Annotated in this window: 26 protein-coding genes; 12 read left to right on the top strand and 14 right to left on the bottom strand. The window is 64.5% G+C overall.

Annotated elements, in window-relative coordinates:
* Positions 1-145: 145 nt before the first annotated feature.
* On the top strand, positions 146-2,455 hold the full coding sequence (locus tag IG197_RS09690; protein WP_192318501.1) for a long-chain fatty acid--CoA ligase: 2,310 nt from the start codon (positions 146-148) through the stop codon (positions 2,453-2,455).
* 140 nt (positions 2,456-2,595) lie between these two features.
* Here the strand turns inward: IG197_RS09690 and IG197_RS09695 are convergent, their stop codons facing one another.
* The 3 genes from IG197_RS09695 to IG197_RS09705 all read right to left on the bottom strand — a co-directional run bounded on the left by IG197_RS09695 (position 2,596) and on the right by IG197_RS09705 (position 4,374).
* Positions 2,596-3,225 (bottom strand): HAD hydrolase-like protein, encoded by a 630-nt coding sequence (locus tag IG197_RS09695; RefSeq protein ID WP_192318503.1) that lies wholly within the window; start codon positions 3,223-3,225, stop codon positions 2,596-2,598.
* A 161-nt stretch (positions 3,226-3,386) separates the two neighbouring features.
* A complete protein-coding gene (gene map / locus IG197_RS09700) occupies positions 3,387-4,166 on the bottom strand; it encodes a type I methionyl aminopeptidase (protein WP_192318505.1) in 780 nt (259 codons plus the stop codon).
* Between the two features lies 1 nt (position 4,167).
* On the bottom strand, positions 4,168-4,374 hold the full coding sequence (locus IG197_RS09705; protein WP_067965500.1) for a ParD-like family protein: 207 nt from the start codon (positions 4,372-4,374) through the stop codon (positions 4,168-4,170).
* 149 nt (positions 4,375-4,523) lie between these two features.
* On the opposite strand from IG197_RS09705, the gene IG197_RS09710 reads away from it, so the two are divergent.
* Both IG197_RS09710 and IG197_RS09715 read left to right on the top strand, forming a co-directional pair.
* A complete protein-coding gene (locus tag IG197_RS09710; protein ID WP_192318506.1) occupies positions 4,524-5,201 on the top strand; it encodes an RNA methyltransferase in 678 nt (225 codons plus the stop codon).
* Positions 5,202-5,661: 460 nt separating this feature from the next.
* Positions 5,662-6,855 (top strand): TCR/Tet family MFS transporter, encoded by a 1,194-nt coding sequence (locus IG197_RS09715; RefSeq protein WP_192318508.1) that lies wholly within the window; start codon positions 5,662-5,664, stop codon positions 6,853-6,855.
* 393 nt (positions 6,856-7,248) lie between these two features.
* Here the strand turns inward: IG197_RS09715 and IG197_RS09720 are convergent, their stop codons facing one another.
* Positions 7,249-7,701 (bottom strand): carbon monoxide dehydrogenase subunit G, encoded by a 453-nt coding sequence (locus tag IG197_RS09720; protein ID WP_154386903.1) that lies wholly within the window; start codon positions 7,699-7,701, stop codon positions 7,249-7,251.
* A gap of 98 nt (positions 7,702-7,799) precedes the next feature.
* Complete coding sequence (locus tag IG197_RS09725; protein WP_182575565.1) at positions 7,800-8,537, bottom strand: trans-aconitate 2-methyltransferase; 738 nt, start codon at positions 8,535-8,537, stop codon at positions 7,800-7,802.
* 253 nt (positions 8,538-8,790) lie between these two features.
* Between IG197_RS09725 and IG197_RS09730 the strand changes: the two genes are divergently transcribed.
* Positions 8,791-10,593, top strand: coding sequence for an IlvD/Edd family dehydratase (locus tag IG197_RS09730; protein WP_154386901.1), 1,803 nt, complete (start codon positions 8,791-8,793; stop codon positions 10,591-10,593).
* Between the two features lie 65 nt (positions 10,594-10,658).
* Here the strand turns inward: IG197_RS09730 and IG197_RS09735 are convergent, their stop codons facing one another.
* The 5 genes from IG197_RS09735 to IG197_RS09755 form a co-directional block, all read right to left on the bottom strand.
* Complete coding sequence (locus IG197_RS09735; RefSeq protein WP_192318510.1) at positions 10,659-10,826, bottom strand: hypothetical protein; 168 nt, start codon at positions 10,824-10,826, stop codon at positions 10,659-10,661.
* 124 nt (positions 10,827-10,950) lie between these two features.
* On the bottom strand, positions 10,951-11,721 hold the full coding sequence (locus IG197_RS09740) for a thioredoxin family protein (protein ID WP_246765350.1): 771 nt from the start codon (positions 11,719-11,721) through the stop codon (positions 10,951-10,953).
* Positions 11,722-11,807: 86 nt separating this feature from the next.
* A complete protein-coding gene (locus tag IG197_RS09745) occupies positions 11,808-12,257 on the bottom strand; it encodes a GFA family protein (protein WP_067965510.1) in 450 nt (149 codons plus the stop codon).
* A 110-nt stretch (positions 12,258-12,367) separates the two neighbouring features.
* Positions 12,368-12,829: an SRPBCC domain-containing protein gene (locus IG197_RS09750; protein WP_067965512.1), complete on the bottom strand. Its 462-nt coding sequence runs from the start codon at positions 12,827-12,829 to the stop codon at positions 12,368-12,370.
* A complete protein-coding gene (locus tag IG197_RS09755; protein ID WP_067965514.1) occupies positions 12,813-13,166 on the bottom strand; it encodes a metalloregulator ArsR/SmtB family transcription factor in 354 nt (117 codons plus the stop codon). Before IG197_RS09755 ends, IG197_RS09750 begins: the two co-directional genes overlap by 17 nt.
* Positions 13,167-13,327: 161 nt before the next feature.
* On the opposite strand from IG197_RS09755, the gene IG197_RS09760 reads away from it, so the two are divergent.
* Positions 13,328-14,035: a DUF6065 family protein gene (locus IG197_RS09760; RefSeq protein WP_192318513.1), complete on the top strand. Its 708-nt coding sequence runs from the start codon at positions 13,328-13,330 to the stop codon at positions 14,033-14,035.
* 74 nt (positions 14,036-14,109) lie between these two features.
* On the opposite strand, the gene IG197_RS09765 is transcribed toward IG197_RS09760, so the two are convergent.
* Entirely contained in the window at positions 14,110-14,445 is a 336-nt protein-coding gene (locus IG197_RS09765) for a hypothetical protein (RefSeq protein WP_192318515.1), read from the bottom strand.
* A 162-nt stretch (positions 14,446-14,607) separates the two neighbouring features.
* On the opposite strand from IG197_RS09765, the gene IG197_RS09770 reads away from it, so the two are divergent.
* Positions 14,608-15,006 carry a hypothetical protein gene (locus IG197_RS09770; RefSeq protein WP_192318517.1) on the top strand — a complete coding sequence of 133 codons (399 nt, stop codon included), beginning with the start codon at positions 14,608-14,610 and terminating at the stop codon, positions 15,004-15,006.
* Here IG197_RS09770 and IG197_RS09775 read toward each other — a convergent pair.
* On the bottom strand, positions 15,003-16,154 hold the full coding sequence (locus tag IG197_RS09775) for an ROK family transcriptional regulator (protein ID WP_192318519.1): 1,152 nt from the start codon (positions 16,152-16,154) through the stop codon (positions 15,003-15,005). The two genes, IG197_RS09770 and IG197_RS09775, sit on opposite strands and share 4 nt — an antisense overlap.
* Before the next feature lie 146 nt (positions 16,155-16,300).
* On the opposite strand from IG197_RS09775, the gene IG197_RS09780 reads away from it, so the two are divergent.
* From IG197_RS09780 to IG197_RS09790, 3 genes are read left to right on the top strand one after another with little or no spacing between them, the layout of a single operon-like run.
* On the top strand, positions 16,301-16,903 hold the full coding sequence (locus tag IG197_RS09780; RefSeq protein ID WP_192318521.1) for an MSMEG_1061 family FMN-dependent PPOX-type flavoprotein: 603 nt from the start codon (positions 16,301-16,303) through the stop codon (positions 16,901-16,903).
* A 9-nt stretch (positions 16,904-16,912) separates the two neighbouring features.
* Entirely contained in the window at positions 16,913-17,230 is a 318-nt protein-coding gene (locus IG197_RS09785; protein WP_192318523.1) for a 2Fe-2S iron-sulfur cluster-binding protein, read from the top strand.
* Positions 17,230-18,462 carry an NAD(P)/FAD-dependent oxidoreductase gene (locus IG197_RS09790; protein ID WP_192318525.1) on the top strand — a complete coding sequence of 411 codons (1,233 nt, stop codon included), beginning with the start codon at positions 17,230-17,232 and terminating at the stop codon, positions 18,460-18,462. Before IG197_RS09785 ends, IG197_RS09790 begins: the two co-directional genes overlap by 1 nt.
* A gap of 44 nt (positions 18,463-18,506) precedes the next feature.
* Here IG197_RS09790 and IG197_RS09795 read toward each other — a convergent pair whose 3' ends face one another.
* Entirely contained in the window at positions 18,507-20,096 is a 1,590-nt protein-coding gene (locus IG197_RS09795) for a trimethylamine methyltransferase family protein (RefSeq protein ID WP_067965530.1), read from the bottom strand.
* A 279-nt stretch (positions 20,097-20,375) separates the two neighbouring features.
* Positions 20,376-21,869 carry a PLP-dependent aminotransferase family protein gene (locus IG197_RS09800; protein WP_067965532.1) on the bottom strand — a complete coding sequence of 498 codons (1,494 nt, stop codon included), beginning with the start codon at positions 21,867-21,869 and terminating at the stop codon, positions 20,376-20,378.
* Between the two features lie 273 nt (positions 21,870-22,142).
* On the opposite strand from IG197_RS09800, the gene pgi reads away from it, so the two are divergent.
* Genes pgi through IG197_RS09815 form a run of 3 tightly spaced genes read left to right on the top strand, consistent with a single transcriptional unit; the run spans position 22,143 to position 25,091 of the window.
* Positions 22,143-23,792 (top strand): glucose-6-phosphate isomerase, encoded by a 1,650-nt coding sequence (gene pgi, locus IG197_RS09805; RefSeq protein ID WP_371746524.1) that lies wholly within the window; start codon positions 22,143-22,145, stop codon positions 23,790-23,792.
* Between the two features lie 55 nt (positions 23,793-23,847).
* Complete coding sequence (locus IG197_RS09810) at positions 23,848-24,576, top strand: HAD family hydrolase (RefSeq protein ID WP_182575542.1); 729 nt, start codon at positions 23,848-23,850, stop codon at positions 24,574-24,576.
* Positions 24,577-24,629: 53 nt separating this feature from the next.
* Entirely contained in the window at positions 24,630-25,091 is a 462-nt protein-coding gene (locus IG197_RS09815) for a GNAT family N-acetyltransferase (protein ID WP_192318527.1), read from the top strand.
* The last annotated feature ends 83 nt before the right edge of the window (positions 25,092-25,174 follow it).

Consider the following 25,174-nt stretch of genomic DNA (forward strand, 5'->3'; position numbering starts at 1 on the left):
GATACTTGCCGTTAACGTCAGGTGGCAATACAAACAACTACAACATGCCCCGACGCGGCACTGTTCTTGCGGCGCTGCGACGTGGACGAGGGCAAAAGCCGGCGGATCGTTGCCGCCGGAAACAAGAACAACAAGGGAGGATGCATTGGCCAAATCTACCGGCAAGGCGAGCACGGCGAAGTCCGCAACCACCAAGGCGGCCGCCAAGCCAGCCGATACGACCAAGCCCGAAACCAAACCCGCGGCCAAGGCGACCGCCGCCAAGCCGGCACCTGCCAAGGCAGCGGCTCCAAAGCCGGCAAAGGCGGCCGCAGCGCCGAAGTCCGCGGCCCCAGCGAGCAAGCCGGCCGCCAAGCCGGCTCAGAAATCCGAAGCGAAGCCAGCCGCATCCAAGCCTGTTGCCGCGAAGACCGAAGCCGTAGCAGTCAAGCCAAAGGCGGCAGCGCCAAAGCCGGCTGCGGCAAAGCCGGCGGCATCCAAGCCTGTTGCCGCGAAGCCCGCAACCAAGACCGAAGCCAAGCCAAAAGCCACAGCGCCGAAAGCGGCTGCAAAGGCCGCTCCGGCCAAGGCGAAAAGCGCCGCCAAACCTGCCGCATCGAAGATCGCGGCATCGGCGCCTGCGGTCGCGGCACCGGCAAACGTTGCTGAAACGCCCGGGCCTGTTGCCAAGGCGAAGCCTGCTGCAAAGTCAGCAGCGGCAAAACCCGCCGCCAAGGCAGCAGCAGCCCCCACCGCGAAGCCGGCGCCAGCAGCCAAGCCTGCGGCACCTGCCAAGGCAGCAGCGAGGTCCGGCGACAAGCCGTGGCTGAAGAGCTACCCGGCCAACGTTCCGGCCGAGATGCCGCCGCTCGCTTACAGCTCGATCGGGGATCTGTTGACCGAAGCCTGCCGCCAATATGCCGGCCGCCCGGCGTTTTCGTGCATGGGCAAATCGCTGAGCTATGGCGAGCTCGAGCGCATGTCGACGGCCTTCGGCGCATGGCTTCAGTCGAAGGGCCTCGCCAAGGGCGCCCGCGTCGCCATCATGATGCCGAACGTGCTGCAGTACCCGGTCGCAATGATGGCTGTCCTGCGCGCCGGCTACACTGTGGTGAACGTCAACCCGCTGTACACACCGCGCGAACTCGAGCACCAGCTCAAGGATTCCGGCGCCCAGGCCATCATCATCCTCGAAAACTTCGCCACCACGCTGCAGGCCGTCATCGCCAAGACCGAGGTCAAGCATGTCGTCGTGGCCTCGATGGGCGAGATGCTCGGCCTCAAGGGCCTGCTGGTCAATCTCGTCGTGCGCAAGGTCAAGAAGCTGGTGCCGGCCTGGTCGCTGCCCGGCCATGTCAAGTTCATGGCGGCGCTCAAGGAAGGTGCAGGCCTCAGCTTCAAGCCGGCCACTGTCGCTGCCTCCGACATCGCCTTCCTGCAATATACCGGCGGCACCACGGGCGTCTCAAAGGGCGCGATGCTGATCCACTCCAACGTGCTCGCCAACGTCGCCCAGTTGGCGCTGTGGGTGGAGGACGCCTACACGGTGCGTCCGAAGCCGCCGCACCTGACCTTCGTCTGTGCGCTGCCGCTCTATCATATCTTCGCGCTCACCGTGAACGCGCTGATGGGCATGCAGCAGGGCGCGCTCAACGTGCTGATCCCCAACCCGCGCGACATTCCCGGCTTCGTCAAGGAACTGGGCAAGTTCCAGTTCAACATCTTCCCCGGCCTCAACACGCTGTTCAACGCGCTGACCAACAACGAGGACTTCCGCAAGCTCGACTTCTCGGGCCTGATCCTGTCGCTCGGCGGCGGCATGGCGGTTCAGCGGCCGGTGGCAGAGCGCTGGAAGAAGGCGACCGGCAACCACATCACCGAAGGTTATGGCCTGTCGGAAACCTCGCCGGTGGCGACCGCCAACAAGTGCTCGTCGCCCGACTTCACCGGCACCATCGGCCTGCCCCTGCCCTCGACCGACATCGCCATCCGCGACGAGAACGACAACGACATGCCGCTCGGCGAGGTCGGCGAGATCTGCATCCGGGGCCCGCAAGTCATGGCAGGCTACTGGAACCGCCCCGACGAGACCGCCAAGGTGATGACCTCGGACGGCTTCTTCAAGTCGGGTGACATGGGCTTCATGGACGAGCGCGGCTTCACCAAGATCGTCGACCGCAAGAAGGACATGATTCTCGTCTCGGGCTTCAACGTCTACCCCAATGAGCTCGAGGACGTCGTCGCCCAGCATCCCGGCGTGCTCGAGGTCGCCGCCGTCGGCGTGCCGGACGAGCATTCGGGCGAAGTGCCGAAGCTGTTCGTCGTGCGCAAGGATCCCGACCTCACCGTCGAGACGCTGATCGCCTACTGCCGCGAAAACCTGACCGGCTACAAGCGGCCCAAATACATCGAGTTCCGCACCGAACTGCCGAAGACCAATGTCGGCAAGATCCTACGGAGAGAACTCAGGGGCTGAGGCTCCGCTCGATCCGAACGACAACGGCCATCGTGGGAACACGGTGGCCGTTTTTTTGTGCCCCCGGCGGCTCGACGTGCCGATCGCATGCAAATCAGGGCGTATCGGTGCATCAGGCGACCAGCAGTGCCGCAACCCGGTCAGCCGGTCAGCTTCGCGACCAGTTCGGCATAGTCGTCAAACACCAGATCGGGCCCGTGGGCGCGCAAGGTGGCGCCTGCATTGTAGCCGAAGGTCACGGCGCCGGCCGCGATGCCTGCGCCTCGAGCCGCCTCGATGTCTCGAACCTCGTCGCCGATGGCGATGGCGCGCCGCCTGTCGGCGCCAACGCGCTTGATAACGGCCTTGAACATCGCGCTTTTGCCCCACAGCGACGCGCCGCACTGGAAGTGGCTGACATGAGCCGCAGCCGGCCCAAGCGTCCGGCGGATGGTGTCTTCGTTGTTGGAACTGACGATGGCAACACTGATGTTGCTTGCGGCAAGGCTCGCAAGCATCGGCTCAACTCCGGGGAACAGTGCAACCGCATCGCGGCTTTCGGCGCTCAGCTTGCGCATGTGCATGGCAATCGCCGGCAACTTCCATTTGGCGACACCCAGGCGGGCAACGACCTCGCGGGATCCAAGCGCGCGCAATTCGTCGATCTCGTCCTCCGCCACCTCGCGAAAGCCGAACTGCCGGGCCGTCTGGTTGAGCACCGAGCAGAACCACGGAAAGCTGTCGGCCAGCGTTCCGTCATAGTCGAAGATCGCAAGGGAGAAGGAAGACATCGCACCGCCGCCGTAAACGCAGCGTCACTGCCCCAGTGTCGTTGCGGCGTCAATGCGGGCCGGTCCGGCATCGACCCCGGACACGCCGGCATAAATGCTGGTTCCCTATCGATTCAGGCCCAGCCACCCGCCTACGTCCCCCGGCAGATGTCGACCAGCTATCACGCCCGGCCTGCCATCATCCGCGCCTCGTCGCGACGCAGCGTCAGCACTTCGACGCCGGTCGCGGTTACAGCGACCGTATGCTCGAACTGGGCCGAAAGCTTGCGGTCACCCGTCACCACTGTCCAGCCGTCGCTCTCGGTTGCAACCCTGCGAGTGCCCTGGTTGACCATCGGCTCTATGGTGAAGACCATGCCCTCGCGCAGTTCCAGGCCGGTTCCCGGGCGTCCGAAATTCAGCACCTGCGGCTCCTCGTGCATCTCGCGGCCGATGCCGTGGCCGCAATATTCCCGAACCACCGAATAGCCGTTCCGCTTGGCATGTCGCTCGATGGCGAAACCGATGTCGCCGAGATGCGCTCCGGGCCGGACCTGCCTGATGCCTTTCCACATCGCCTCCTGCGCCACCCGCACCAGCCGCGTCGCCGCCGGCGCGGCATTGCCGACGAGATAGGTCTTGCTCGAATCGGCGATGTATCCGCCCTTTTCCAGCGTGATGTCGAAATTGACGATGTCACCGTCCCGGATGATCTCGTGGCCGTCGGGCACACCGTGGCAGACGACATGGTTGATCGAACAGTTCAGCACATGCTTGAAGCCATACTGCCCCTTGCTCGCCGGACGCGCGGCGAGGTCGACGGTGATGAAGCGCTCGACAAGATCATTGACCTGCAAGGTCGACATGCCGGCCAGTTCCTGCCCGTCCAGCATCTCGAAGACCGAGGCCAGCATCCTGCCCGCGACCCGCATCAGCGCCAGCTCGTCCGGTGTCTTGACCATGTCAGGCGACCGCCAGGTCCCTGATATGCACTTGTGCTGCCGCAAACTGCATCCTGACGATCTCGTTGAACGACAGCGTCGGATTGGCCTCCGCCAACATGCCGACCTTCATCCAGAACTCGGCCTGGGCATTGATCGACCGGCACATCACCGTGCTCGCCCGCCTGACTTCCTCATGCAGCTCCTCGTCGATCTTTACGATGCCCATGAACTTCTCCTGAACTGAATATACAATGCATATATGCTTCGTATATTCCCCGGTCAATCCAACTACACGCCAACGCACAGGCCAATCGCTCGCATGCGCTCGGTCTTCGGCCCTATTGAACCGTGGTTCGCGCGTGTTAAGACGACCCGATGGAAACAGTCGAAGCCGAGAAGTCCAAAGCATCTGTTCGCAAGCGTGCCGAAGCGATCAAGTCGTTTCGCTGCAAGAACCTTATCGCAGTCATCGAAGAACCGTCCGATATCAAGAATATCGGCACGGTCATCCGAAACGCCAATGCACTCGGCGTGGAGAAGGTCTACATCGTCGATCCCGGCAAGGCGTTTCCCGACGACTGGCAGGACATGCGCGAGCGGAAGTCGCTTTCGAAGATATCGGTATCAGCCGTCAAATGGACATTCGTGAAGCGCTTCGACAGCACCGAGGCATGCCTCGATCATCTCGAAAAGAACGGCTTCGTTTCAGTGGTCACCTCGCCGCACGTAAAGGGCAAGACCAACGCCTACCTGCATGTAGGCGACTACACGCGGCACACGAAACTCGCGGTGTGGTTCGGCAATGAAGGGCGTGGCATCAGTCCGCTCGCGGTCGAGCGCAGCGACATGTGCGTGGCCGTTCCGATGTTCGGCATGATCGAGAGCCTCAATCTCGGCACATGCTCAGGTATCGTTCTCTACGAAGTCACCAAGCAGCGGCGCGGATATCAGAGCCTGTACCGCCGCAGCAGACGGAAGGGAAAACGCGCCGAGCCCATGCCCACCATCATGCCGCGTGACGACGCCGATGCCGGCGCAGGCATGGACGGATAGACGAACCATCCGCCAGCTGGCGCGAACGCAGGCGCTGCACAAAGGCGGCGGCATAGGCGTGCGGCCAGAATAGCCCGCGAGCCGTCCCCTTCTCCATGAAGCCTGCGCGCCGGGGCGTCTGGACAGTGCCTTGGCCGGCGCTGCTCAGCGCGTCCTCGACTGCAGCCCTTCGGTCAGCCCGTTGCCCCTGAGGAGCACCAACGCCTCCCCTTGCCGCGCACCACCAGATGACGTAAAGGGAACCCGTCGCGAAAAGCGACCGCTTCCCTTGATCCGCTCAGTGGCGGAGTAAACAGGTGGACGAATAGTCGTCCAGGCGGTCAAGTACGAGCACCCATGCCGTTTCGGGCGTGGGTCGCCAGCGTCTCCCAAAATCATGTCGCCTGACATCGATCAGGCCCCATTGCGAGCCCCATCGGCGCCATGCGCCGCTGCGCGCTTGCATCAATTGGAGTCCGCCATGAGCAAGCCGCTCATCGTCATCTTTGTCGCCGTCGTCCTCGATGCCATCGGCATCGGGCTCGTCTTTCCGATCCTGCCTGCGCTTTTGCGCGACGTCACCCATGCCGACAATGTCGCCGCCTATATCGGCGTCATGACGGCACTCTACGCCGCCATGCAGTTCGTCTTCGCTCCAGTCCTCGGTTCGCTGAGCGACCGGCTCGGCCGGCGCCCGGTGCTCTTGATCTCGCTCGCCGGGGCAGCGGTCAACTACCTGTTCCTGGCCATTGCCCCCAGCCTCTGGATGCTGCTGCTCGGCCTCGCCATTGCCGGGCTGACCAGCGCCAACTTGTCGGTGGCGACTGCCTATATCACCGACATCTCCGGCGAGCATGAACGTGCCCGCCGCTTTGGCCTGTTCAACGCCATGTTCGGCATTGGCTTCATCATCGGGCCGGTGCTGGGGGGCGTGCTCGGCGACCACTGGCTGCGCCTGCCCTTCATCGCGGCAGCGGTGCTCAACGCCTGCAACCTCCTGCTGGCCTTTTTCGTCCTGCCGGAATCGCGAGAACCCAGCCGGGCGAAGATCGACCTCGCCGCGCTCAATCCGCTTAGGCCGCTGCGCTGGCTGTTTTCGATGAAGCACCTTTTGCCCGTCATTTCCGTTTTCCTCATCTTCAGCGCCACCGGCGAGGCCTACGGCACCTCCTGGGCGCTGTGGGGCAGCGATGCCTTTCAGTGGAACGGGCTGTGGATCGGCCTGTCGCTGGGCAGCTTCGGCGTCTGCCAGGCGCTTGCCCAGGCTTTTCTACCCGGTCCCGCAGTCAGGCTGCTCGGCGAGCGCATCGCCATCCTCGTCGGCATCGCCTGCGCCTGCACTGCACTGGTCGTCATGGCATTCGCCACCGCGAGCTGGATGATCTTCGCCATCATGCCGCTCTTCGCCCTCGGCGGCATCGGCGTGCCCGCCCTTCAGTCGCTCGCCACCCGGCAGGTCGACGAGAGCCAGCAAGGCCAGTTCCAGGGCGTGCTCGCCTCGGCGCTCAGCCTCGCCTCGATCGCAGCCCCGCTTGCCTTCTCCAGCTTCTACTTTGTCGTCCGCGCCCAATGGCCCGGCGCCATCTGGCTCTCCGTCATCGCCCTCTACGCCCTCAGCGTGCCGCTGGTGCTTGGCCTGAGGTTTCGCGAGGCGGTGCCGGCAGCGGCGACGTGAAGCTGGTGGGTGGGTAGGGTGCGAGACGTGGAGAGCTTTTCCACGCTTTTCCGATTTTTTCTGAACCGGAGCCGCCAAGCGGAACTCCCGCAGACCGCCTCGGTCTCATTCCTTCCCACCCCCCTCTGCCCTGCCGGGCATCTCCCCCACAAGGGGGAGATCAGGCCTGCATCTACCCCGCGCCCAATCGCCAACGTCGCAAGCATGACAGTGCGGGATAGGCGCCGCCGGCGACGCGACCAATCTCCCTCCTTGTGGGGAGATGCCCGGCAGGCCAGAGGGGGGGTGCGAAGGATCGCTACGCCAAAGGTTGTCCTGGTAAAGAACGACCGCCAGCGCCACTGTCACCACTCCCCCGTGGACAGTCGCCAAGGGGAGAAGGAAAATTGCGCCTTACGCTCCGCCCACCTTCTCGCCAAAGGTCGAGAAGAACTGGCCGGCCAGCTTCTTCGAAGTCGAGGTGATCAGGCGGCTGCCGAGCTGGGCGATCTTGCCGCCGACATCGGCCTTGGCCTCATATTTGAGGATCGTCGAACCGGGCCCGTCCTCGGTCAGCGTCACGTCTGCGCCGCCCTTGGCGAAGCCGGCGATGCCGCCCTTGCCTTCGCCTTCGATGGTGTAGGAGTGCGGCGGCTTGAGGTTCTTCAGCGTCACCTCGCCGGAAAAGGTCGCCTTGATCGGACCGATCTTGAGCACCACCTTGGCGGCCATCTCGGTCGGCGAGGTCATCTCCAGGCTCTCGCAGCCGGGAATGCTCTCCTTGAGCACATTCGGATCGTTGAGCGCCTTCCACACCACCTCGATGGGGGCGGCGATCTTTTCCTCGCCTTCGATCACCAGGGCCATGCGTTATCCTCCCGAATGCCGATCCGATCGAGGCGTAACGCAGCGCCCGGCGATTGTCCATCGCCGCAGTTTTTGTCAGCCCCCGTGGCCGATCGGGATCAGGCCTTGCGGCCGATCGGGATGATCTCGCCCGTGTCGGGCGCGTAGGGCGCGCCCTGCCAGCTGCCGAGCCAGCGGTCGACGACAAGCCCTGCCGCGGCTATCATCTCGGCGAGCGCCTGCTGCGCCGGAAAGGCGATGCGCGACTGGGCATGGAACTGCCGCCCGCCGGCCGGCACTCGATAGAAGGTGTCGTAGGTGACAATGCCCGTTACCGCGTCCTGGACGGCGTCGTTCCAGGCCTCGACGGCGCCGAAAGTGGGATGCGCAACGGTGCGCCTCGAGTCGTCGGGTCCCCACTCCTGCCACTCCCGGGCCAGCGGATTGCGGCTGTCGAAGATGAAGCGGCCGTCTGATGCCAGGTGGGCAGCGATGGTGTCGAGCACGGCGCGCTGGTCATCGGCGGTCAGGAACACCTGGAAGGCGTGGCCGGTCAGGATAACCAGGTCGAAGCTTTTGCCGAGGCGCAGCGACCGGGCATCGCCCTCGACCCATTCGACGCGATCGCCGCCGCAGCGCTTGCGGGCGACATCCAGCATGGCCGGCGCCGGATCGGCACCGGTGACCGCCCTGCCGTCGGCCAGCATTGCCGTCAGCGCGCCGGTGCCGCAGCCGAGGTCGAGCACGCTCTTGGCGTCGCCGACGAAGCCCATGATGAAGTCGACATCGTCGCCGCCTTCGTTCTCGAGGTCGTAGAACTGGACAAGCTCGGGGTCGATGTAAAGACGGTCGTCGATCAAGGCATTGCTCGCTTTGCTTGTTGAAGTCGCGCATCTTTGCGAAGCCGGTTTCGGCTTTCCGACCGACGCGCCGGCGGCGCATTCTTATCACTTGAGCGTCACGAGAAAAGCCTCGCCGGCCGGATCAGAGGCCGGTGAAAGTTGCACCAGGGCATCGCCCAACGGCATCCCGCACGTTGCGCCCTTCGTCGCTCTTGCAGCGCTTTGGTCCTTGCCATAACGATGCAAGTCCGGATTTCGGGAGGAATTGATGGCCGGCACAAAGACGACGAAGAAGCTCCGTTCGCAGGAGTGGTTCGACAATCCCGACAATCCCGGCATGACCGCGCTCTATCTCGAGCGCTACCTGAATTTCGGCCTGACGCGCGAGGAGCTGCAGTCGGGCAAGCCGCTGATCGGCATCGCCCAGACCGGCTCTGACCTGTCGCCGTGCAACCGCCACCACATCGAGTTGGCCAAGCGCGTGCGCGACGGCATCGTTGCCGCCGGCGGCGTGCCGTTCGAGTTTCCCTGCCACCCGATCCAGGAAACCGGCAAGCGCCCAACCGCCTCGCTCGACCGCAACCTCGCCTATCTCAGCCTCGTCGAAGTGCTCTATGGCTATCCGCTCGACGGCGTGGTGTTGACCATCGGCTGCGACAAGACTGCCCCCGCGCTTTTGATGGCAGCGGCCACCGTCAACATCCCGGCGATCGCGTTGTCGGTCGGCCCCATGCTCAATGGCTGGCACAAGGGCGAACGCACCGGCTCGGGCACCATCGTGTGGAAGTCGCGCGAGCGCCTGTCGTCGGGCGAGATCGACTACAACCAGTTCATGGACATCGTCGCCTCGTCGGCGCCGTCGGTCGGCTATTGCAACACCATGGGCACGGCGACGACGATGAACAGCCTGGCCGAGGCGCTCGGCATGCAGTTGCCCGGAGCGGCTGCGATCCCCGCGCCCTATCGCGAGCGCGGCCAGATCTCCTACGAGACCGGCAAGCGCATCGTCGACATGGTACGCGAGGATCTGAAGCCGTCCGACATCATGACCCGCGAAGCCTTCGAAAACGCCATCGTCATCAATTCGGCGATCGGCGGCTCGACCAATGCGCCGATCCACCTCAATGCCATTGCCCGTCATCTCGACGTGCCGCTCGACAATGACGACTGGCAGAGGGTCGGCCACCATGTGCCGCTGCTGGTCAATTTGCAGCCGGCCGGAGAATATCTCGGCGAGGACTATCACCACGCCGGCGGCGTGCCGGCGGTCGTCGCCGAACTGATGAAGGCCGGCCTGCTGCCGCACCCCGACGCGATCACCGCCAACGGCAAGTCGATGGGCGAGAACTGCGGCGCCACCGAGAACATGGACCCCAAGGTCATCAGGTCGGTTGCCGACCCGTTGAAGAAGGACGCCGGCTTCATCAACCTCAGGGGCAATCTGTTCGACAGCGCGATCATGAAGACCAGCGTGATCTCGCCAGAGTTCCGTGACCGCTATCTGTCAAACCCCAAAGACCCGGAAGCCTTCGAAGGCACGGCAAAGGTGTTCGACGGACCGGAGGATTATCACGCCCGCATCGACGACCCCGCCGAGAACATCGACGAGCATACGGTGCTGTTCATGCGAGGTGCTGGGCCTGTCGGCTATCCCGGCGGCGCCGAGGTGGTGAACATGCAGCCGCCAGCCTATCTGCTCAAGCGTGGCATCCACTCGCTGCCCTGCATCGGCGATGGCCGTCAGTCGGGCACATCGGGATCGCCCTCGATCCTCAACGCCTCTCCGGAAGCCGCCGTCGGCGGCGGGCTGGCGCTGCTGAAATCGGGCGACCGGGTGCGCATCGACCTGAGGAAGGGCACCGCCGACATCCTGGTGAGCGACGACGAGATCGCCCGCCGCCGCGCCGAGCTGCAGAACGATGGCGGCTATCACTTCCCGGCGCACCAGACGCCATGGCAGGAAATCCAGCGCGGCATGGTCGACCAGCTGGCGCAAGGCATGGTGCTGAAGCCGGCCGTCAAATACCAGCGTGTCGCCCAGACCAAAGGCCTACCGCGCGACAACCACTAGGTACCCCCGGGAGCATCATTGCCTAGGCACAATCACGCCTCGGGCACGGTCAGCCCGAGACGCAGTCAGTCGAGGCGGATCGCCGTTTGCTCGCCCGCCACATTTGCGGCTTCGCCGGAGCAGATCGGCTGCGCCAGCATCTCGGCGAGAATGCTGTGCTGGTTGATCTCGGCGCGGGCGACGTAATGACCGAGATGCTGCGCGGCGGCAGCTGTCCCGATACCTACGGCCAAGGCCGTGCCAACAACTGCACCCCAGCGCACGCCGTGATGCCAACCGGACGCCGCTCTCCACAAGCGGCGCCATGCTGCCATCACGGCGAAGAGCAATGCTGTCAGGGCGCAGCACATCACCCGCTCAACCGTGCTTGCCGCAGCCGCAATCGGCCGGGTGGTAGCGGCCCGTCATCTCGACCATGCCGCCCTTGCCATACATGTCGTGCGGCCTGACCCAGTCGGCGAGCAGGTGGAACGGACCGTTCTCGGCACGGCCCTTGGGCATCACGTCGAAAAAACCATAGATGCCGAGAAACTGCTCCGCGCCGCGGCCGAAGGTCGAATAGGTCAGATAGATCTGGCCGTCGTCGTCCTTGTAGAAGACGCTGTCGCCGGAGAGATCCTCAATAGGGAAATCGAGTGGCGCGAAGTTGTAGACGGCCTGCTTCGCCGCCAATTGCTCCGGCGTGTAGGAGACGTTGAAGTCGTAGTTGAAGTCGCTGCGGAAGGACGAGACGAAGCGCGCCTTCCAGCCCATGCGCGCCTTCAGCGCCTCGGCTTCGGCCAGCGGCGCACGGGTGACCGCAACGTAGCTGACGTCGTGGTTTTCGAGGTGGACGAGCACGCTGTCGACATTGTCCATCTCGAACGAGCAGCCGACGCAATGGTGCTGCTGGCCCGGCGCCATCATGAAGTGCTTGATGAACAGCTGGCTGCGCCCATCGAACAGGTCGGACAGCGACAGCTGTCCTCCGGGGCCGTCGAAATAATATTGCTTGTCGATCCTGACCCAAGGCAGTTCGCGCCGCTCGGCGCTAAGCGCGTCGCGCGCCCTGGTCATTGCCTTTTCCTTGGCAAGCAGCGTCCGGCGCGCCGCAACCCACTCGTCTCGTGATACGGTTTCATGCTGCATGTCACTCTCCATCTTTTGGACACAGGTTTCCAATCGGCCGCCCCGTGGCGGCCGTCATGCACGGCTCGAAGGTCCGATGCTCGCTGCTAGAGGTAGGCGGTCACCACAGGTGGCCGGTCCCAGGCGTCGTTCTTGCCGTCCTCATAGGTGATTGGCACGGCAGCCAGTTCGTCGGCCGAGATGTCGTCGAGACAGGCGACGTTCACCGCAAAGAAGTCGCCGCCCATGATGTCGAAGCTGGCCGACGCAAAGGGATGGACGCCGCAGCGGCTGCAGAAGGTGTGGCGGATGGCTGACGAGTTGAAGCGGTACTCGGTCAGCATGTCGGCACCCGCGGTGACGCGGAAGCCGGCAGGCCGGGCAAAATTCTTCCAGAAACGGGTCTTGGCGCACCAGGAGCAGTTGCAGCGGAAGCTCGACGTCCACCAGACGCCGTCGAGCTCAGGCGTCGAGCGTTGGCCTTTGGGTGCCAGATCGAGCTGGCATTCGAAATGCACGGCCCCGCAATGGCAACTGCCGCGATAGGATTTCAGCATCTTCGTTTCTCCTCGCATGGCGTGTCGTTCCGATGATCGACAACGATCATCGGGGACAGCGGTTTCAATCGGGCAGTCGGCGCGCCGGCGGCTTCAGCCGGCGCGAAGCTTCACAGCACGGGTCGGCCGGCAAGCGCGTCGGCCAGGCGATCGAGGCATTCGCCCCAGCCGCCCAGATGCGAGTCGCGCGTTTCGACGTCGAGGAACGGCTCCTGGCGGAAGGTCAGCCGCGTGCGGTCTCCTTCAGGCTTCAACGTCACCGTCACCAGCGTTTGCCAGTCGGGGTCGTGGTCCCAGGCAAAGGTGAAGACGATCCTCTCGTTCTCGACGACCTCGCGGAAGGTGCCGGTCATGCCATCCTCGACGTGGCCATGAATGAGCAGATGGTAGCTGCCGCCGTTACGGAACTCGTGCGTCTCGCAGCTCGACGTAAAGCCCTTCGGCCCCCACCAGCGGCAGAGATGCTCGGGGCTCGACCACATGCGGAAGACGAGCGCCGGCGGCGCATCGAAGACACGTGAAAATTCGAGGACGAGCGACTGGGCGGCGACGGTGTCAGTTCTTGCGGTCATCCTGGTCTCCCCTGGGCGTCTGCAGTTCCTTGAGATAGTCGGCCATGCGGTCGAAGCTCTGATCCCAGAAGCGGCGGTAGCGCTCGACCCAGTTGGCGATGTCCTTGAGCGGCCCGGCCTCCAGCCGGCACGGGCGCCACTGCGCCTCGCGGCCGCGGCTGATCAGACCGGCGCGCTCCAGCACCTTCAGGTGGCGCGAGATCGCCGGCAGGCTCATCTCGAACGGCTCGGCCAGCTCGTTGACGGTCGCCTCGCCCTGCGCAAGCCGGGCAAGGATGGCCCGCCGGGTCGGGTCGGCGAGGCTGGCGAATGTGGCGTCGAGGTGATCTTCGGTCATCTATTTAGCAGACTTGTTAATTAACTTATCTGTTAAGTACAACCGGAAAGCCACGCTGTCAAGCGAGGCCGAAAATAGCGGCCGGAAGGGTTGCATGACCACGCCATGGAATAGACGCCCTGCCCGCCCGTTCTCCCTGCCATCATCAAGGAGATGCAAGAATGTTCCTGACTCCCAAGACGCGCGCGATACGCTTTCTCTGCCGCCCCGAAGACGACGGCGTGATCCCGCCGCCGGTGTCGGCCAAGACCTTCATGCCCGACTGGTTTCGCAAGCTGCCGGCGGTCGATCCCGAGAAGCTGTCGACCGGCGACAGCGGGCTGACGGTCAAACGATGCATGCCGTTTCTCGACGCCATGACGGCCGGCTGGATCATCCGGCTGGCGGCAACCGTGCGCATGGAAATTTCGGACGGCGGCAAGAAGGTCGATACCGCCTGGGACTTCGACCGCACTCTGGTCAGCAATCATGGTGCCCATCAGGTGGCCGGCAATCCGCGCGCGCCGCTGCCGCCGTGCAAGTTCCATAACTACTGGAGCATCCGTACCCCACCGGGCTGGAGCTGCCTGTTCGTGCAGCCGCTGAACCGCCCCAATGGCATCTTCGAGATCATCTCGGGCGTCGTCGACACCGACAGCTATGCGGCCGAGATCCACTTCCCGTTCTTCGCCACCGGCGCGGACGGGCTGCACATCATCGAGAAGGGCGCGCCGATCGCGCAGGTCATCCCTTTCGAGCGCAAGGCGCTGGAGCTTTCAGCAGACATTCGGGCCGAGAGGGAAGACGAAAAGAAGGACCGCAGCCGCGTCTTCCGCAACACCATCTCCACCGACGGCTGGTATCGCCGCTTCGCCCGCAGCCAGCGCTGAGGCGCATGTTTTCAATGCACACAAAAAGGGGCCGGTGGCGAACCACCGGCCCTTTTTCTGCGTTTCCGTCAGGGTCAATCGTCGTCGGACGACGAGTTCGACGAGCTGTTGGAGCTCGAGTTCGACGACGAATTGGAGCTGGAATTGGACGAGGAGTTCGAACTCGAATTGCTGGAGGAATTGGACGAGCTGTTGGAGCTCGAGTTGTTGGACGAGTTCGACGAACGGTTGGAACTCGAATTGCTCGATGCGTTCGACGAGCTGTTCGACCAGCTCTTGCCGTCGGATTTCTTGCCGCCGGCAATGACCGTCTTGAAGAAGCGGCTGATGTCGTCGTCGGCATGTGCAGGCGTCTGCGCCAGCGGTGCGGCGAAGATCAGGGCACCAAGAATGGCGAGGGTCTTTTCCATCTGTCATCTCCTGTTCGACAATCTTGCTGATTGCCGGGGAGGAACGGGAGACATCGGTGACTATTCCACCGCCGCCGGGAAATTCTGCCGATGAATGTCCGAGGATGTTTGAATTCACCCCTCGCCTCGCCTAACTGGAAACCGACGCAACGGACGCAGGCCATGGCCAGACGACGATCATCCCTCGGTTTCCTCGGCCTGTTCGGCCGCTCCAGCGACCTGCGCGAACTTGATGCTGCGTTGCGCGCGGTCGACCTGCATCCGGCGCTGGTGCCGGAGGGGGTGAAGCTCACCATCGTCAACCTGATGAAGGACCATTGGCCCGAAGAGCCGCCTTCTTCAGCCTATCCGCCCATCGCCCAGTTGTTCGGCTACTGCATTGCTGGCGCCGACGCCTTTGCCGGCGCCAATGGCGGCGACATGGCCGTGCGGGCGGAACAGCGCATCGAGATCGCGCTCGATGCCGAGGACAGTTTCGACGCCCAGATCATCCTGCTGGCGCTGCATGCCAAGCTGATCAATCCCGACGTCGTCGAACGCTTCGGGTTGTCGTCCGACTAATCGGCAGCCTGCTCGACCAAAGGTTCCTTCATCAAGGTCGCCGGGTCCGGGCTGGTCAGCGCGAGCAGCGGCAGGGCCGCGGCGCCGATCAGGGCGCAGCTCTGGCCGAGACCGCTGACCTCGACTCGTGCCTCTGCCATATCCGAACGAACCGACGGGCCGGGATCACCCATTTTTTCTACCAGCCTATGCAACAGCCAGGCAGGTGCAGTGCCGCCGAGCACGATCGCCTGGGGATCGAAGATGTTCTCGAGGCTGACGAGCGCTCGAGACAGTGCCGAAGCTGCGCCATCCAGCCAAGATTGCGGAACGGTCTCCGGCGCGAGCGCAGCACCTGCCGGCAACAGCCGCCTGAGGCCATCGAGCGCCAGAGAGCCATGCAGGCAACCGCGATTGCCGCAGTGGCACTTCGGTCCCTTGGGGTCGATGAGCATGTGGCCGAACTCGCCGGCATTTCCGCGTCCGCCATGCACCGGCACCCCGCCCTGCACGATCGCGCCACCCACGCCCTCACCGAGGAAAAGATAGAGGAAGTCGCCGCGCCCCTTGGCCCGGCCATGCGTGTACTCGGCCATGGCGGCGGCATTGGCGTCATTCTCGAACACCAGCGGGGTCGACGCAAACAGGGCCTCGAAGGGCTTGGCGAAGTCCGCCTGTGCGGCGGCGAGCCCGCCCGTCGCCGACCAGCGGCTGGCAAGCGGACGCGAGACCACGACACCTGTGCCGAGCCGAGACAGCCCGTCGGCCGCGGAAGCCACCTCGCGCGCGATCGCCCCCAATGCGTCCAGTTGCTGGCCGTGATCGCCGCCGAAGGCGCGCGCCTCCGGCCGCGCCAGGACGTTGCCGGCGAGGTCGGTGGCGATGGCGTGGCAGGCGCCCGCCGCGACATGCAGGCCGAGGCAATAGCCGGCGCCTGGGCTGATCTCGATGTCGATCTGCGGCTGGCCGCGCTGGCCGCGCCGGCGGCCGGTCTCGCGTACCAGCCCGGTGTCGATCAAATCCTCGATGATGTTGCGGATGCCTTGCGGCGTGAGGCCTGAAAGCCGCGCCAGCTCGATGCGCGACAGGCTGCCGTGGCGGCGTAGCGCGTCGAGCACGACTGTGCGGTTGTAGCGCCGGGTCAGCGTCGCCGAATTGCCGTTGGCCATGTTTCCACCCTCGATTCCAGTCTCGCTAGCATATAAAAGTAAAACAACGAAATTTCTTTATTGACTCCAAACCAGCTTCCGCTAGCCTCGCGGCGGATCGAACAGGCCCGCCATGGAGATGGGCCGCAAGCAAGGGAGATCAGTCGATGCAGTCGATCGACCGCGTGAAGCTGAGGGAGATGTTTCCGCCGCCCGGAGACCTGGTGGTGCAGAAGGTGCTCGATCGGCTCGACCAGCATTGCCTGCATTTCCTGTCACTGTCTCCGTTCCTGTTGATCGCGACCCAAGGTCACAACGGCGCCGACGTGTCGCCGCGCGGCGACCCCGCCGGCTTCGTCAAGGCGATCGACAGGCAAACGATCCTGATCCCAGACCGGCCCGGCAACAACCGGCTCGATACGATGGAGAACATCCTCGACAACCCGCGCGTCGGCTGCCTGTTCCTGGTGCCGGGGCTGGGCGAGATCCTGCGCATCAATGGCGAGGCCGACCTCGTCGTCGGGCCGGAGCTGGAGCAGCTTGCCTTCCAGGGCAAGACGCCACCGGTCGCCATCCGCATCCGGATCGGCGAGGCGCTGTTCCACTGCGCCAAGGCGGTCATCCGCTCCAAGGTCTGGAACCCGGCGACCTTTGCCAGGCGCGAGGATTTTCCGCCGCTGGGCGCCGTTCTGGCCGACCAGATCGCCGGGCTCGACAAGGACGAGATGATCGAATGGATCCGCGTGGGCGACCAGCGGACGCTCTACTGAGGGTGTGACATGATCGAAATCAACTTCACCGAAGCCGACGGCAACAGGCGCCTGCTGAGCGCCGATCCCGGCAGCACGCTGCTGAACGCCATCCTCGGCGCCGGCATCAAGGGCATCGTCGCCGAATGCGGCGGCGGCTGCTCATGCGGCACCTGCCACGTCCATGTCGCTCTGGACTGGACAGGCAGGCTGCCGGCGCCGGCCGACGACGAGACCGACATGCTTTCGCTGGCCGAGGACGTGACCGAACAGAGCCGCCTTGCGTGCCAAATCAGGCTCGCGCCCGAACTGAATGGCCTGAGCGTGGCGATCCCGGGAGCCGCCTGATGGAGCGCATCGTCATTGTCGGTGCCGGTCACGCCGGCGTGCAGGCGGCTGCCTCGCTGCGCGACGAGGGTTTTGACGGGGACATCGAGCTGGTCAGTGCAGAAAGCACCCTGCCCTATCATCGCCCGCCGCTGTCGAAGCGCTTTGCCGAGGGGCTGACCGACGAGGCGATCGCGCTCAGGCCGGCGGCGTTCTACGCGACGCAGGACATCAGGCTGCGGCGCGGTACGGCGGTTGAAGAAATTGACGCTAGGAGACAGCGTTTGACGCTGGGGAGCGGCAAACAGCTTGCCTATGACCAGTTGATCCTCGCTACCGGCGCGCGCAACCGCCGGCTTGCGGTTCCCGGCGAGGAGCTGAACGGCATCGTCTCGATCCGCGATCTCGGCGACGCCTACCGGCTGGCCTCGTCTGTCGTCATCGGCACGAGGGCCTTCGTCGTTGGTGCGGGTTATCTCGGCCTCGAGGTGGCCGCTGTACTGGCCAGGCGCGGCGTGAAGGTGACCATCGCCGCATCGCGTCCGCTGCCTCTGAGCCGCTCGGTGTCCGAGGGGACGGCCAAGGTGTTAGCGACGGCGCTGCGGGAGATGGGCATCGAGACCATCGTCGGCGCCGATGTTGCCGGTTTCGAAGGCAGCAGGCATCGCGTGACCGGCGTTCGGCTGGGCGACGGAAGGTTGTGCGCGACGGAGCTTGTTGTCATCGGCATCGGCGCCGTGCCCAGTATCGAGCTCGCCGACCATGCCGGGCTCGACGTCGATGACGGCATTCTGGTCGACGAAGCGTTGGCGACATCGGCTGCCAACATCTCGGCCATTGGCGACTGTGCGCGGCTGCGTGGCGGCGCCCGGCTGGAGAGCGTGGCCAATGCCACCTTCCAGGCACGCCGCATCGCGGCCCAGTTCTGCGGCAAGCCCGATCTGACACCGGAGACGCCCTGGTTCTGGAGCGATATCGGCGAGCTCAAGCTGAAAATGGTGGGAGTGAGGCAGCCTGACGATGTGGTGCAAACACTGGCAGTCAATGACGGTCATGCCACGCTATGCTTCCGCGACCAGCAGTTGACTGCCGTCGAGACGATCAACGCCAACCGCGTCCATGTCGCGGCGCGGCGTATTCTCGACGCGGGTGTCCCGCTCGGAATGGATGTGGCCAACGCGCCCGGCTTCGACATTGTGGCTCATGCGAAGGCACTTGCCGCGCGAGTGGCCGAGTCTTCACGCGCAGCCTAGGCCGCACAGCAGGTCTGTTGAAACACCGCCAGGAGTTTCTGGCGTTACCCGCCCATGCCCGAGCGCGGCAACTTGATCAGTTCGCCGAATTGGGCGCGCAGCCTGTCGTCGAGGGTGCGCGGGATATGTCGCGGAAAACGCTCGGCAAGGATGCGTCTCTTCTCCGCGATCGCCTTGCCCAGCAGATCCGGCTTGCCCTTTTCGTTCCATTCCTTGGGCGAGAAGCGGTCGGCCACGGCGGGATAGAAATATTCGGTCTGCATTAGCCGGAGCGTCTGCTCGTTGCCGAGATAATGGCCGGGGCCGTTGAGGCAGACTTCGGAGATGGTGGCGATGGAGAGTGCCTCATCGGAGACCTCGATGCCGCGCACGCAGCGCAAGCATTGGCCCAGCATGTCGTTGTCGATGATCAGGCTTTCCAGGCAAAAGCCGAGCAACGAGGCATGCATGCCGGCGGATTCATAGACCAGATTGAGCCCGGACAGCCCGGCCATGACATTGGTGATGCCCTTTTCGTAGCCGGACTGGATGTCGGGCAGCTTGGAGTCGGCCATGCCGGCGGCCGAGCCACCGGGCAGGTCATAGAACTGGGCCATCTGGGCGCAGGCTGAAGTCAGCAGCGCCTGCTCGGCCGAGCCGCCGGACATGGCGCCGGTGCGCAGGTCGGAGACGAAGGGCCAGGTGCCGAAGATGGCGGGGTGGCCGGGTTTCAGCGCGTTGACATAGACGAGGCCGGCCAGCACTTCGGCGACCGCCTGGACGACGGCGCCGGCGATGGCTGCAGGTGCGGTGGCGCCGGCCTGGCCGGCGGAGAGCAGCAGGATCGGAATGCCGCCCTCGACGCAGGCTTCGAGCACGCCGCAGGCATCCTCGGCGAATTTCATCGGCGGCACGACGAAGCAATTGGAGTTGGAGACAAAGGGGCGGGCGCGGAAATTTTCCTCGCCGCCTGATATCTCGTAGAGCATCTGCAAGGCAGGCGCCACGTTCTCGCGCACGGTGAAGCTGGTGCCGACATGTTTGGAGGTGCCCGAGACACAGGCATAAAGCGTGTTGAAGTCCATCTCCAGCGGGTCTGGGATGTCGCGCGGCACCATCGGACGCTGGAAGAAGTGAATGTTGTCGAGCCCGTCGACGATGCGGGCGGCGTCGTAGATGTCCTGCAGCAGGCTTTCGCGGTATTCGCGCTTCTCGACGTCGACGAGGTGAACAGCGGCACCTGCGGTGCCGTAGTGGACCCGCCTGCCCTGAATCACCATGTCGTGCCTCGGGTCCTGGCCGCAGAGCGTGAAGTTGCGGGCGGCGTTCCTGATGGTCGACAGCACCAATTCCCTGGGGAAGCGGATGCGGCCGTCGTCGCCGTAGCTGGCGCCGACCCGCTTCAGCGCCTCGATGCAGCTCGGGATGGCGTTGGCGAAGCCGACGGTTTCGAGCAGGGTCAGTACCGCCTCGTGGATGCGTTCGAGATCGTTCTGGCCCAATGCCTTGAAGGTGCCGCCCTCCAGGCCGGCCCGCACGGGGCGGATGTCGTCGGCCAACGGAGCGGCGCGCATCGCCCGTCGCGCCTCCCTGCCACCGGACCTTCGTGAGCGTTGTTCCGCAGACAGGTCATGGCTTTCGACGGCAACTGACATGCAGGTCCTCCGAATTCGTGTGAGGCTGGCCCGCAGTGATTATGCCACCGTCGTGTCGCCTCGTTCCCTTTGCGCGACTATGCAACGTCCATTGGCCCAGACTATGGGCCAGCGAATTCCGCCGGATATGCCAGATCGCTCATATACGCGCGCTGGGCAGCAAACGGCTGCCGGCACGGACGACAGGCCTGAAATCGGAGCTGGAATCAGGCGGGGAATGGAAGCTGGTTCAAGGGCCGCAACGCTGCGCGCCAAACGGCGGGCAGCGTTGCTGAGGGATCACGCAGCCGCGGGCCGACGGCCGGCAGCGGTTGCCAGTTCGCGGATTCCAGGTTCGATGTGCTGTAGCGCGATCGAGGAGATGCCCAGCCGCATGAAGCGTGTCGGCTTGTCGGAATGCTCGAAGAAACGCTCACCCGGCTCGATGATGACCGAGCGCGCCGCTGCCGCTGCCGCAAGACCGCGCGAGTCGGTGCCGCGGGGGCCTTCCAGCCACAAAGACGTGCCGCCGGCCGAGTCGGTCGACTGCCATTCTGGCAGAAAAGCCGAGATCGCCTGGACCAATCGCTTGCGCCTCTCGCCAAAGGCGGTGGAGAGACGGCGCACCAGCGCCTCGTGGTGGCCGAGCGACAGGAACAGCGCGACGGCGCGCTGGTTGTTGGCCGGCGGGTGCCGCAGCATGAAACGGCGCAATGCGCGCAGTTCGGCGATCAGATCGGCCGAGGCGACGATGTAGCCAAGGCGCAGGCCTGGCGCGAGCGTCTTCGACATCGAGCCGACATAAACGACGCGGCCCGAGCGATCGAGGCTCTTCAAGGCCTGCTGCGGCGCTTCATCGAGCAGTTGGCTGTCATAGCCATCCTCGATGATGATCTGGTTGTTGCGCGCCGCGCGCGCCAGCAGGTCCTGCCGGCGCTCGGCACTCAGCGGCACCATTGTCGGGCACTGGTGGCTCGGCGTGACGAAGACAAAGCCGGCATCCGACGGGACCGCCGAGGTGACGATGCCCGAATGGTCGACCGGCACGGGCTCGATGTCGGCCCCGGCGAGGCGGAAGATCGAGCGCGCGTCGGGGTAACCCGGGTCTTCCATCGCCACCTTGGAGCCCTTGCTCATCAAGAGCGTGGCCAACATGTAGAGCGCGTTCTGGGCGCCCAGCGTGACGATGATCTCGTCTGGATTGGCGAAGATGCCGCGACGCGGCAGCAGACGCGCCTGGATCTGCTCGATCAGCAGCGGATCGTCGCGGTCAACCATGTCGGCCGCCCAGTTGCGGATTTCGAGCACGGCCAGCGCCATGCGGTTGCACTCACGCCATTCGGCGGTCGGAAACAAAGTCGGGTCGAACTGGCCGTAGACGAAGGGATAGGACGACTTGATCCAGTTGTCGAGCTTGGCCGGCGGCTGCATGTCGGAGGCGGCGATCTGGCGGCGCGCCTTCCAATCGATTTCATTGGCCTGATCGGGGCTCTTCTGCTGCGGCTTGGCCGGTGTCGCCAGCACTTCGGGATTGACGAAGTGGCCACGGCGCTCGCGCGCGACGAGGAACCCCTGGTCGACAAGCTGCTGGAACGCCAATACGACGGTGCCACGCGCGACGCCCAGTTTTTCGGCAAGGATTCGGCACGACGGCAGCGGCATCGACGCCGCGATCTGGCGGTCGAGAATGGCGGCGACGATCGCCTGTCGAATCTGGGCCTGGAGCGTCTGACCTGATTCCGCCGAAATTCTGAACAAGCCTGACCAGATGGCCGTATCGTTTCGCTGTGGCATGGGGACGTTTCCTGCATGTCCAGTCTTTTGACTTCGCTGGACCATAGAAAGCTATCCTTGGCACAAGCAGTTGCACCAATCAATTTTTCTAATCTTATAGATTTATGCCAGTGAACCTTTCCAGCGGCGGTTGCAAATGACACCGATTAAATCGATTGAAAGACATCTATTGAATCGATTGAAATTTGCGGCGATAGTCCACCGCGACGCCTCTCAATCAGCCCCAAGGTCTGCTAGGATGATGCCAGCAGCTGACATTTCCGGAGTTCCCAGGTGATCGACCAACCTTTCAAGGCGGCGCTGGCCGCGCTTCGCAGCCACCATCAGGACGCACCCAGAAATCTCCGGGCGGCATTCGCTTCCGACCCGAAGCGGTTCCAGCATTTTTCCGCCTCCGACGACGACCTTTTGCTCGACTGGTCGAAATGTGCTGTCGACGCCGAGACCATGACGCTGCTGGAAAAGCTGGCACACTCGGTCGATCTCGAAGGCCGGCGCGCCGCGATGTTCGCCGGTGAGCGCATCAACGTCACCGAAGACCGCGCCGTGCTGCACACGGCTCTGCGCAATCCACGCGGCGAGCCGGTCATGCTCGACGGCCACGATGTGACGGCTGACGTGCACGCCGTGCTCGATGCCATGGCGGCCTTCGCCGACGACGTCCGCTCGGGCAAGGCGTCAGGTGCCACCGGCAAGAAGATCACCGACATCGTCAATATCGGCATCGGCGGTTCCGACCTTGGTCCGGCCATGGCGACGCTGGCGCTGGCGCCCTATCATGACGGGCCGCGCGCGCATTTCGTCTCCAACATCGACGGCGCCCATATCCACGACACGCTGAAGGGGCTCGACGCCGGCACGACGCTGTTCATCATCGCGTCGAAGACCTTCACCACGGTCGAGACCATGACCAATGCCGCCACTGCGCGGCGCTGGGTGGAGGAGAAGCTGGGGGCCAAGGCGGTGGGCCACCATTTCGCCGCCGTATCGACGGCTCTCGACAAGGTTGCCGCCTTCGGCATCGAGCCGTCACGCGTGTTCGGCTTCTGGGACTGGGTCGGCGGGCGTTATTCGCTATGGTCGGCGATCGGCCTGCCGATCATGATCGCCATCGGACCGAAGAACTTCCGCGAATTCCTGGCCGGCGCGCATGCCATGGACAAGCATTTCGCCACGGCGCCGCTGCTCAAGAACATTCCGGTGCTGATGGGGCTGATCGGCTTCTGGCACCGGGTGGTGTGCAGCTATCCGGCCCGCGCCGTCATCCCCTACGACCAGCGCCTGTCGCGCCTGCCAGCCTATCTGCAGCAGCTCGACATGGAATCGAACGGCAAGAGCGTGACGATATCGGGCGGCGGCGTGGTGACGCCGACGGGTCCGCTGGTGTGGGGCGAGCCGGGCACCAACGGCCAGCACGCCTTCTTCCAGTTGCTGCACCAGGGCACCGACTTCATCCCCGTCGAGTTTCTCGCGGCGGCGGAAGGCCATGAACCTGAGTTGCAGGAACACCATGACCTGCTGCTCGCCAACTGCCTGGCGCAGTCGGAAGCGCTGATGAAGGGCCGTACGCTCGAAGAAGCGCGGCGGCAGATGCTGACCAAGGGCATCAAGCCGGAGGAGGTCGACAAGATCGCGCCGCACCGCGTTTTCTCGGGCAATCGCCCGTCGGTGACGATCCTCTACCGTAAGCTCGACCCCTACATGCTCGGCCGGCTGATCGCGCTATATGAGCACCGCGTCTTCGTCGAGGCGCAACTGTTCGGCATCAACGCCTTCGACCAATGGGGCGTCGAACTCGGCAAGGAACTGGCCACCGGCTTGTTGCCTGTCGTGGATGGGCGAGAAAATGCCGCGCGTCATGACTCCTCGACAGCCGGCCTCGTGGAGCATATCCACCGCCTCAGAGCGCCGCGCGGGCAATAGAAGCGGACGGCGCCCCTGGCATTGCACCTGCGCATTCGGCCTTCCGCCGGGGCGCATGGTCGGAGGAGTGAGTGATTTGAGGGGCATCAAGGGCATACTTTTCGACAAGGACGGGACCCTTGTCGATTTCCAGGCGACGTGGTTCGCCATCGGCGAAATGATGGCGCTGAAGGCGGCGGATGGCGACCAGGCGCAGGCAACCGCACTGATGGAAGCAGCCGGCTACGATTTCAGCGCCCATTGCTTCAAGGCCGATTCGGTTTTTGCCGCCGGCACCAACGCCGATATCGTCGCGCTCTGGTATCCCGGCGCGACCGACAGCGAGCGCTCTGATCTGATCAGGATGTTCGACCAGGTATCGGCCGAGCAGGGCTCGGCCAAGGCCGTGCCGCTGCCGGGCAGCAAGGATGCGCTGGCGAGCCTGCACAGCGCCGGCTTCCGCCTCGGCGTCGCCACCAACGATTCGACCGGCGGCGCGGAGAAGACGCTGCTGTCGCTCGGCATCGCCCAGCTGTTCGACGCGGCCTATGGCTACGACGCCGTCGCCAACCCCAAGCCGGCGCCCGATGCGATCCATGCCTTTTCCGACCTCACCGGCCTCAAGCCGAAGGAGATCGCCATGGTCGGCGACAATCGTCACGACCTCGAGATGGCCAAGGCTGGCGGCGCCCTGGCCATCGCCGTGCTGTCGGGCACCGGCACGCGGGAATCGCTGACGCCGATGGCCGACGTGGTGCTCGATTCGATCGCCGACCTGCCCGCCTATCTGGCACGCGAGGCCTGAGCGGGGCCCATCGGCAACACCCGCAGGCATCCAGCCACTCCGAAGGAAAACCCATGGCCGACGAGCTGACCATCCGCCGGGCGACCCGCGAGGACCTGCCCGAACTGGTGCAGCTCTATCGTCATCTCGTGCCTGACGAGCCAGTCAGCACCGGACATGCGGAAGAGATCTGGGAGCGGTTCTCGCATTACGGGCCGAGCGGCATCTTGCTCGGCCTGGTCGACGGAAGGCAGGTGGCGACCTGCACGCTTGTGGTGGTGCCCAACTTCGTCCGCGGCGGCGCCAACTATGCGCTGATCGAGAATGTGGTGACCCATGCCGACTTCCGCAGCCGGGGCCATGGCAAGGCAGTGCTGCTCACGGCCGTCGAGGAGGCGTGGTCGCTCGGCTGCTACAAGGTGATGTTGCTCACGAGCTCCAAGGAACAAGCGACGCTGGGTTTTTACCGCAACGCCGGGTTCCAGACGACCAAGACGGGGTTTGAGATGAGGCGTATACCGTCGCGGGTGGGGTGAGGCGGAACTCGGTCGGGTAGCGATCTTTCGCACCCCTCGCTGTCCTGCCGGACATCTCCCCCGCAAGGGGGAAGATCAGCCGT

Source organism: Aminobacter sp. SR38 (assembly GCF_014843375.1).
In the GTDB taxonomy this organism is placed as follows: Bacteria; Pseudomonadota; Alphaproteobacteria; order Rhizobiales; family Rhizobiaceae; genus Aminobacter; species Aminobacter ciceronei.

Bases quoted from the DNA above. Each gene is read 5' to 3' on its own strand.
- IG197_RS09695 (WP_192318503.1), bottom strand. From the start codon at position 3,225: ATGTCTTCCTTCTCCCTTGCGATCTTCGACTATGACGGAACGCTGGCC.
- map (WP_192318505.1), bottom strand. From the start codon at position 4,166: ATGGTCAAGACACCGGACGAGCTGGCGCTGATGCGGGTCGCGGGCAGG.
- IG197_RS09705 (WP_067965500.1), bottom strand. From the start codon at position 4,374: ATGGGCATCGTAAAGATCGACGAGGAGCTGCATGAGGAAGTCAGGCGG.
- IG197_RS09710 (WP_192318506.1), top strand. From the start codon at position 4,524: ATGGAAACAGTCGAAGCCGAGAAGTCCAAAGCATCTGTTCGCAAGCGT.
- IG197_RS09715 (WP_192318508.1), top strand. From the start codon at position 5,662: ATGAGCAAGCCGCTCATCGTCATCTTTGTCGCCGTCGTCCTCGATGCC.
- IG197_RS09720 (WP_154386903.1), bottom strand. From the start codon at position 7,701: ATGGCCCTGGTGATCGAAGGCGAGGAAAAGATCGCCGCCCCCATCGAG.
- IG197_RS09730 (WP_154386901.1), top strand. From the start codon at position 8,791: ATGGCCGGCACAAAGACGACGAAGAAGCTCCGTTCGCAGGAGTGGTTC.
- IG197_RS09740 (WP_246765350.1), bottom strand. From the start codon at position 11,721: ATGCAGCATGAAACCGTATCACGAGACGAGTGGGTTGCGGCGCGCCGG.
- IG197_RS09745 (WP_067965510.1), bottom strand. From the start codon at position 12,257: ATGCTGAAATCCTATCGCGGCAGTTGCCATTGCGGGGCCGTGCATTTC.
- IG197_RS09750 (WP_067965512.1), bottom strand. From the start codon at position 12,829: ATGACCGCAAGAACTGACACCGTCGCCGCCCAGTCGCTCGTCCTCGAA.
- IG197_RS09755 (WP_067965514.1), bottom strand. From the start codon at position 13,166: ATGACCGAAGATCACCTCGACGCCACATTCGCCAGCCTCGCCGACCCG.
- IG197_RS09760 (WP_192318513.1), top strand. From the start codon at position 13,328: ATGTTCCTGACTCCCAAGACGCGCGCGATACGCTTTCTCTGCCGCCCC.
- IG197_RS09765 (WP_192318515.1), bottom strand. From the start codon at position 14,445: ATGGAAAAGACCCTCGCCATTCTTGGTGCCCTGATCTTCGCCGCACCG.
- IG197_RS09770 (WP_192318517.1), top strand. From the start codon at position 14,608: ATGGCCAGACGACGATCATCCCTCGGTTTCCTCGGCCTGTTCGGCCGC.
- IG197_RS09775 (WP_192318519.1), bottom strand. From the start codon at position 16,154: ATGGCCAACGGCAATTCGGCGACGCTGACCCGGCGCTACAACCGCACA.
- IG197_RS09780 (WP_192318521.1), top strand. From the start codon at position 16,301: ATGCAGTCGATCGACCGCGTGAAGCTGAGGGAGATGTTTCCGCCGCCC.
- IG197_RS09785 (WP_192318523.1), top strand. From the start codon at position 16,913: ATGATCGAAATCAACTTCACCGAAGCCGACGGCAACAGGCGCCTGCTG.
- IG197_RS09790 (WP_192318525.1), top strand. From the start codon at position 17,230: ATGGAGCGCATCGTCATTGTCGGTGCCGGTCACGCCGGCGTGCAGGCG.
- IG197_RS09795 (WP_067965530.1), bottom strand. From the start codon at position 20,096: ATGTCAGTTGCCGTCGAAAGCCATGACCTGTCTGCGGAACAACGCTCA.
- IG197_RS09800 (WP_067965532.1), bottom strand. From the start codon at position 21,869: ATGCCACAGCGAAACGATACGGCCATCTGGTCAGGCTTGTTCAGAATT.
- IG197_RS09810 (WP_182575542.1), top strand. From the start codon at position 23,848: ATGGTCGGAGGAGTGAGTGATTTGAGGGGCATCAAGGGCATACTTTTC.
- IG197_RS09815 (WP_192318527.1), top strand. From the start codon at position 24,630: ATGGCCGACGAGCTGACCATCCGCCGGGCGACCCGCGAGGACCTGCCC.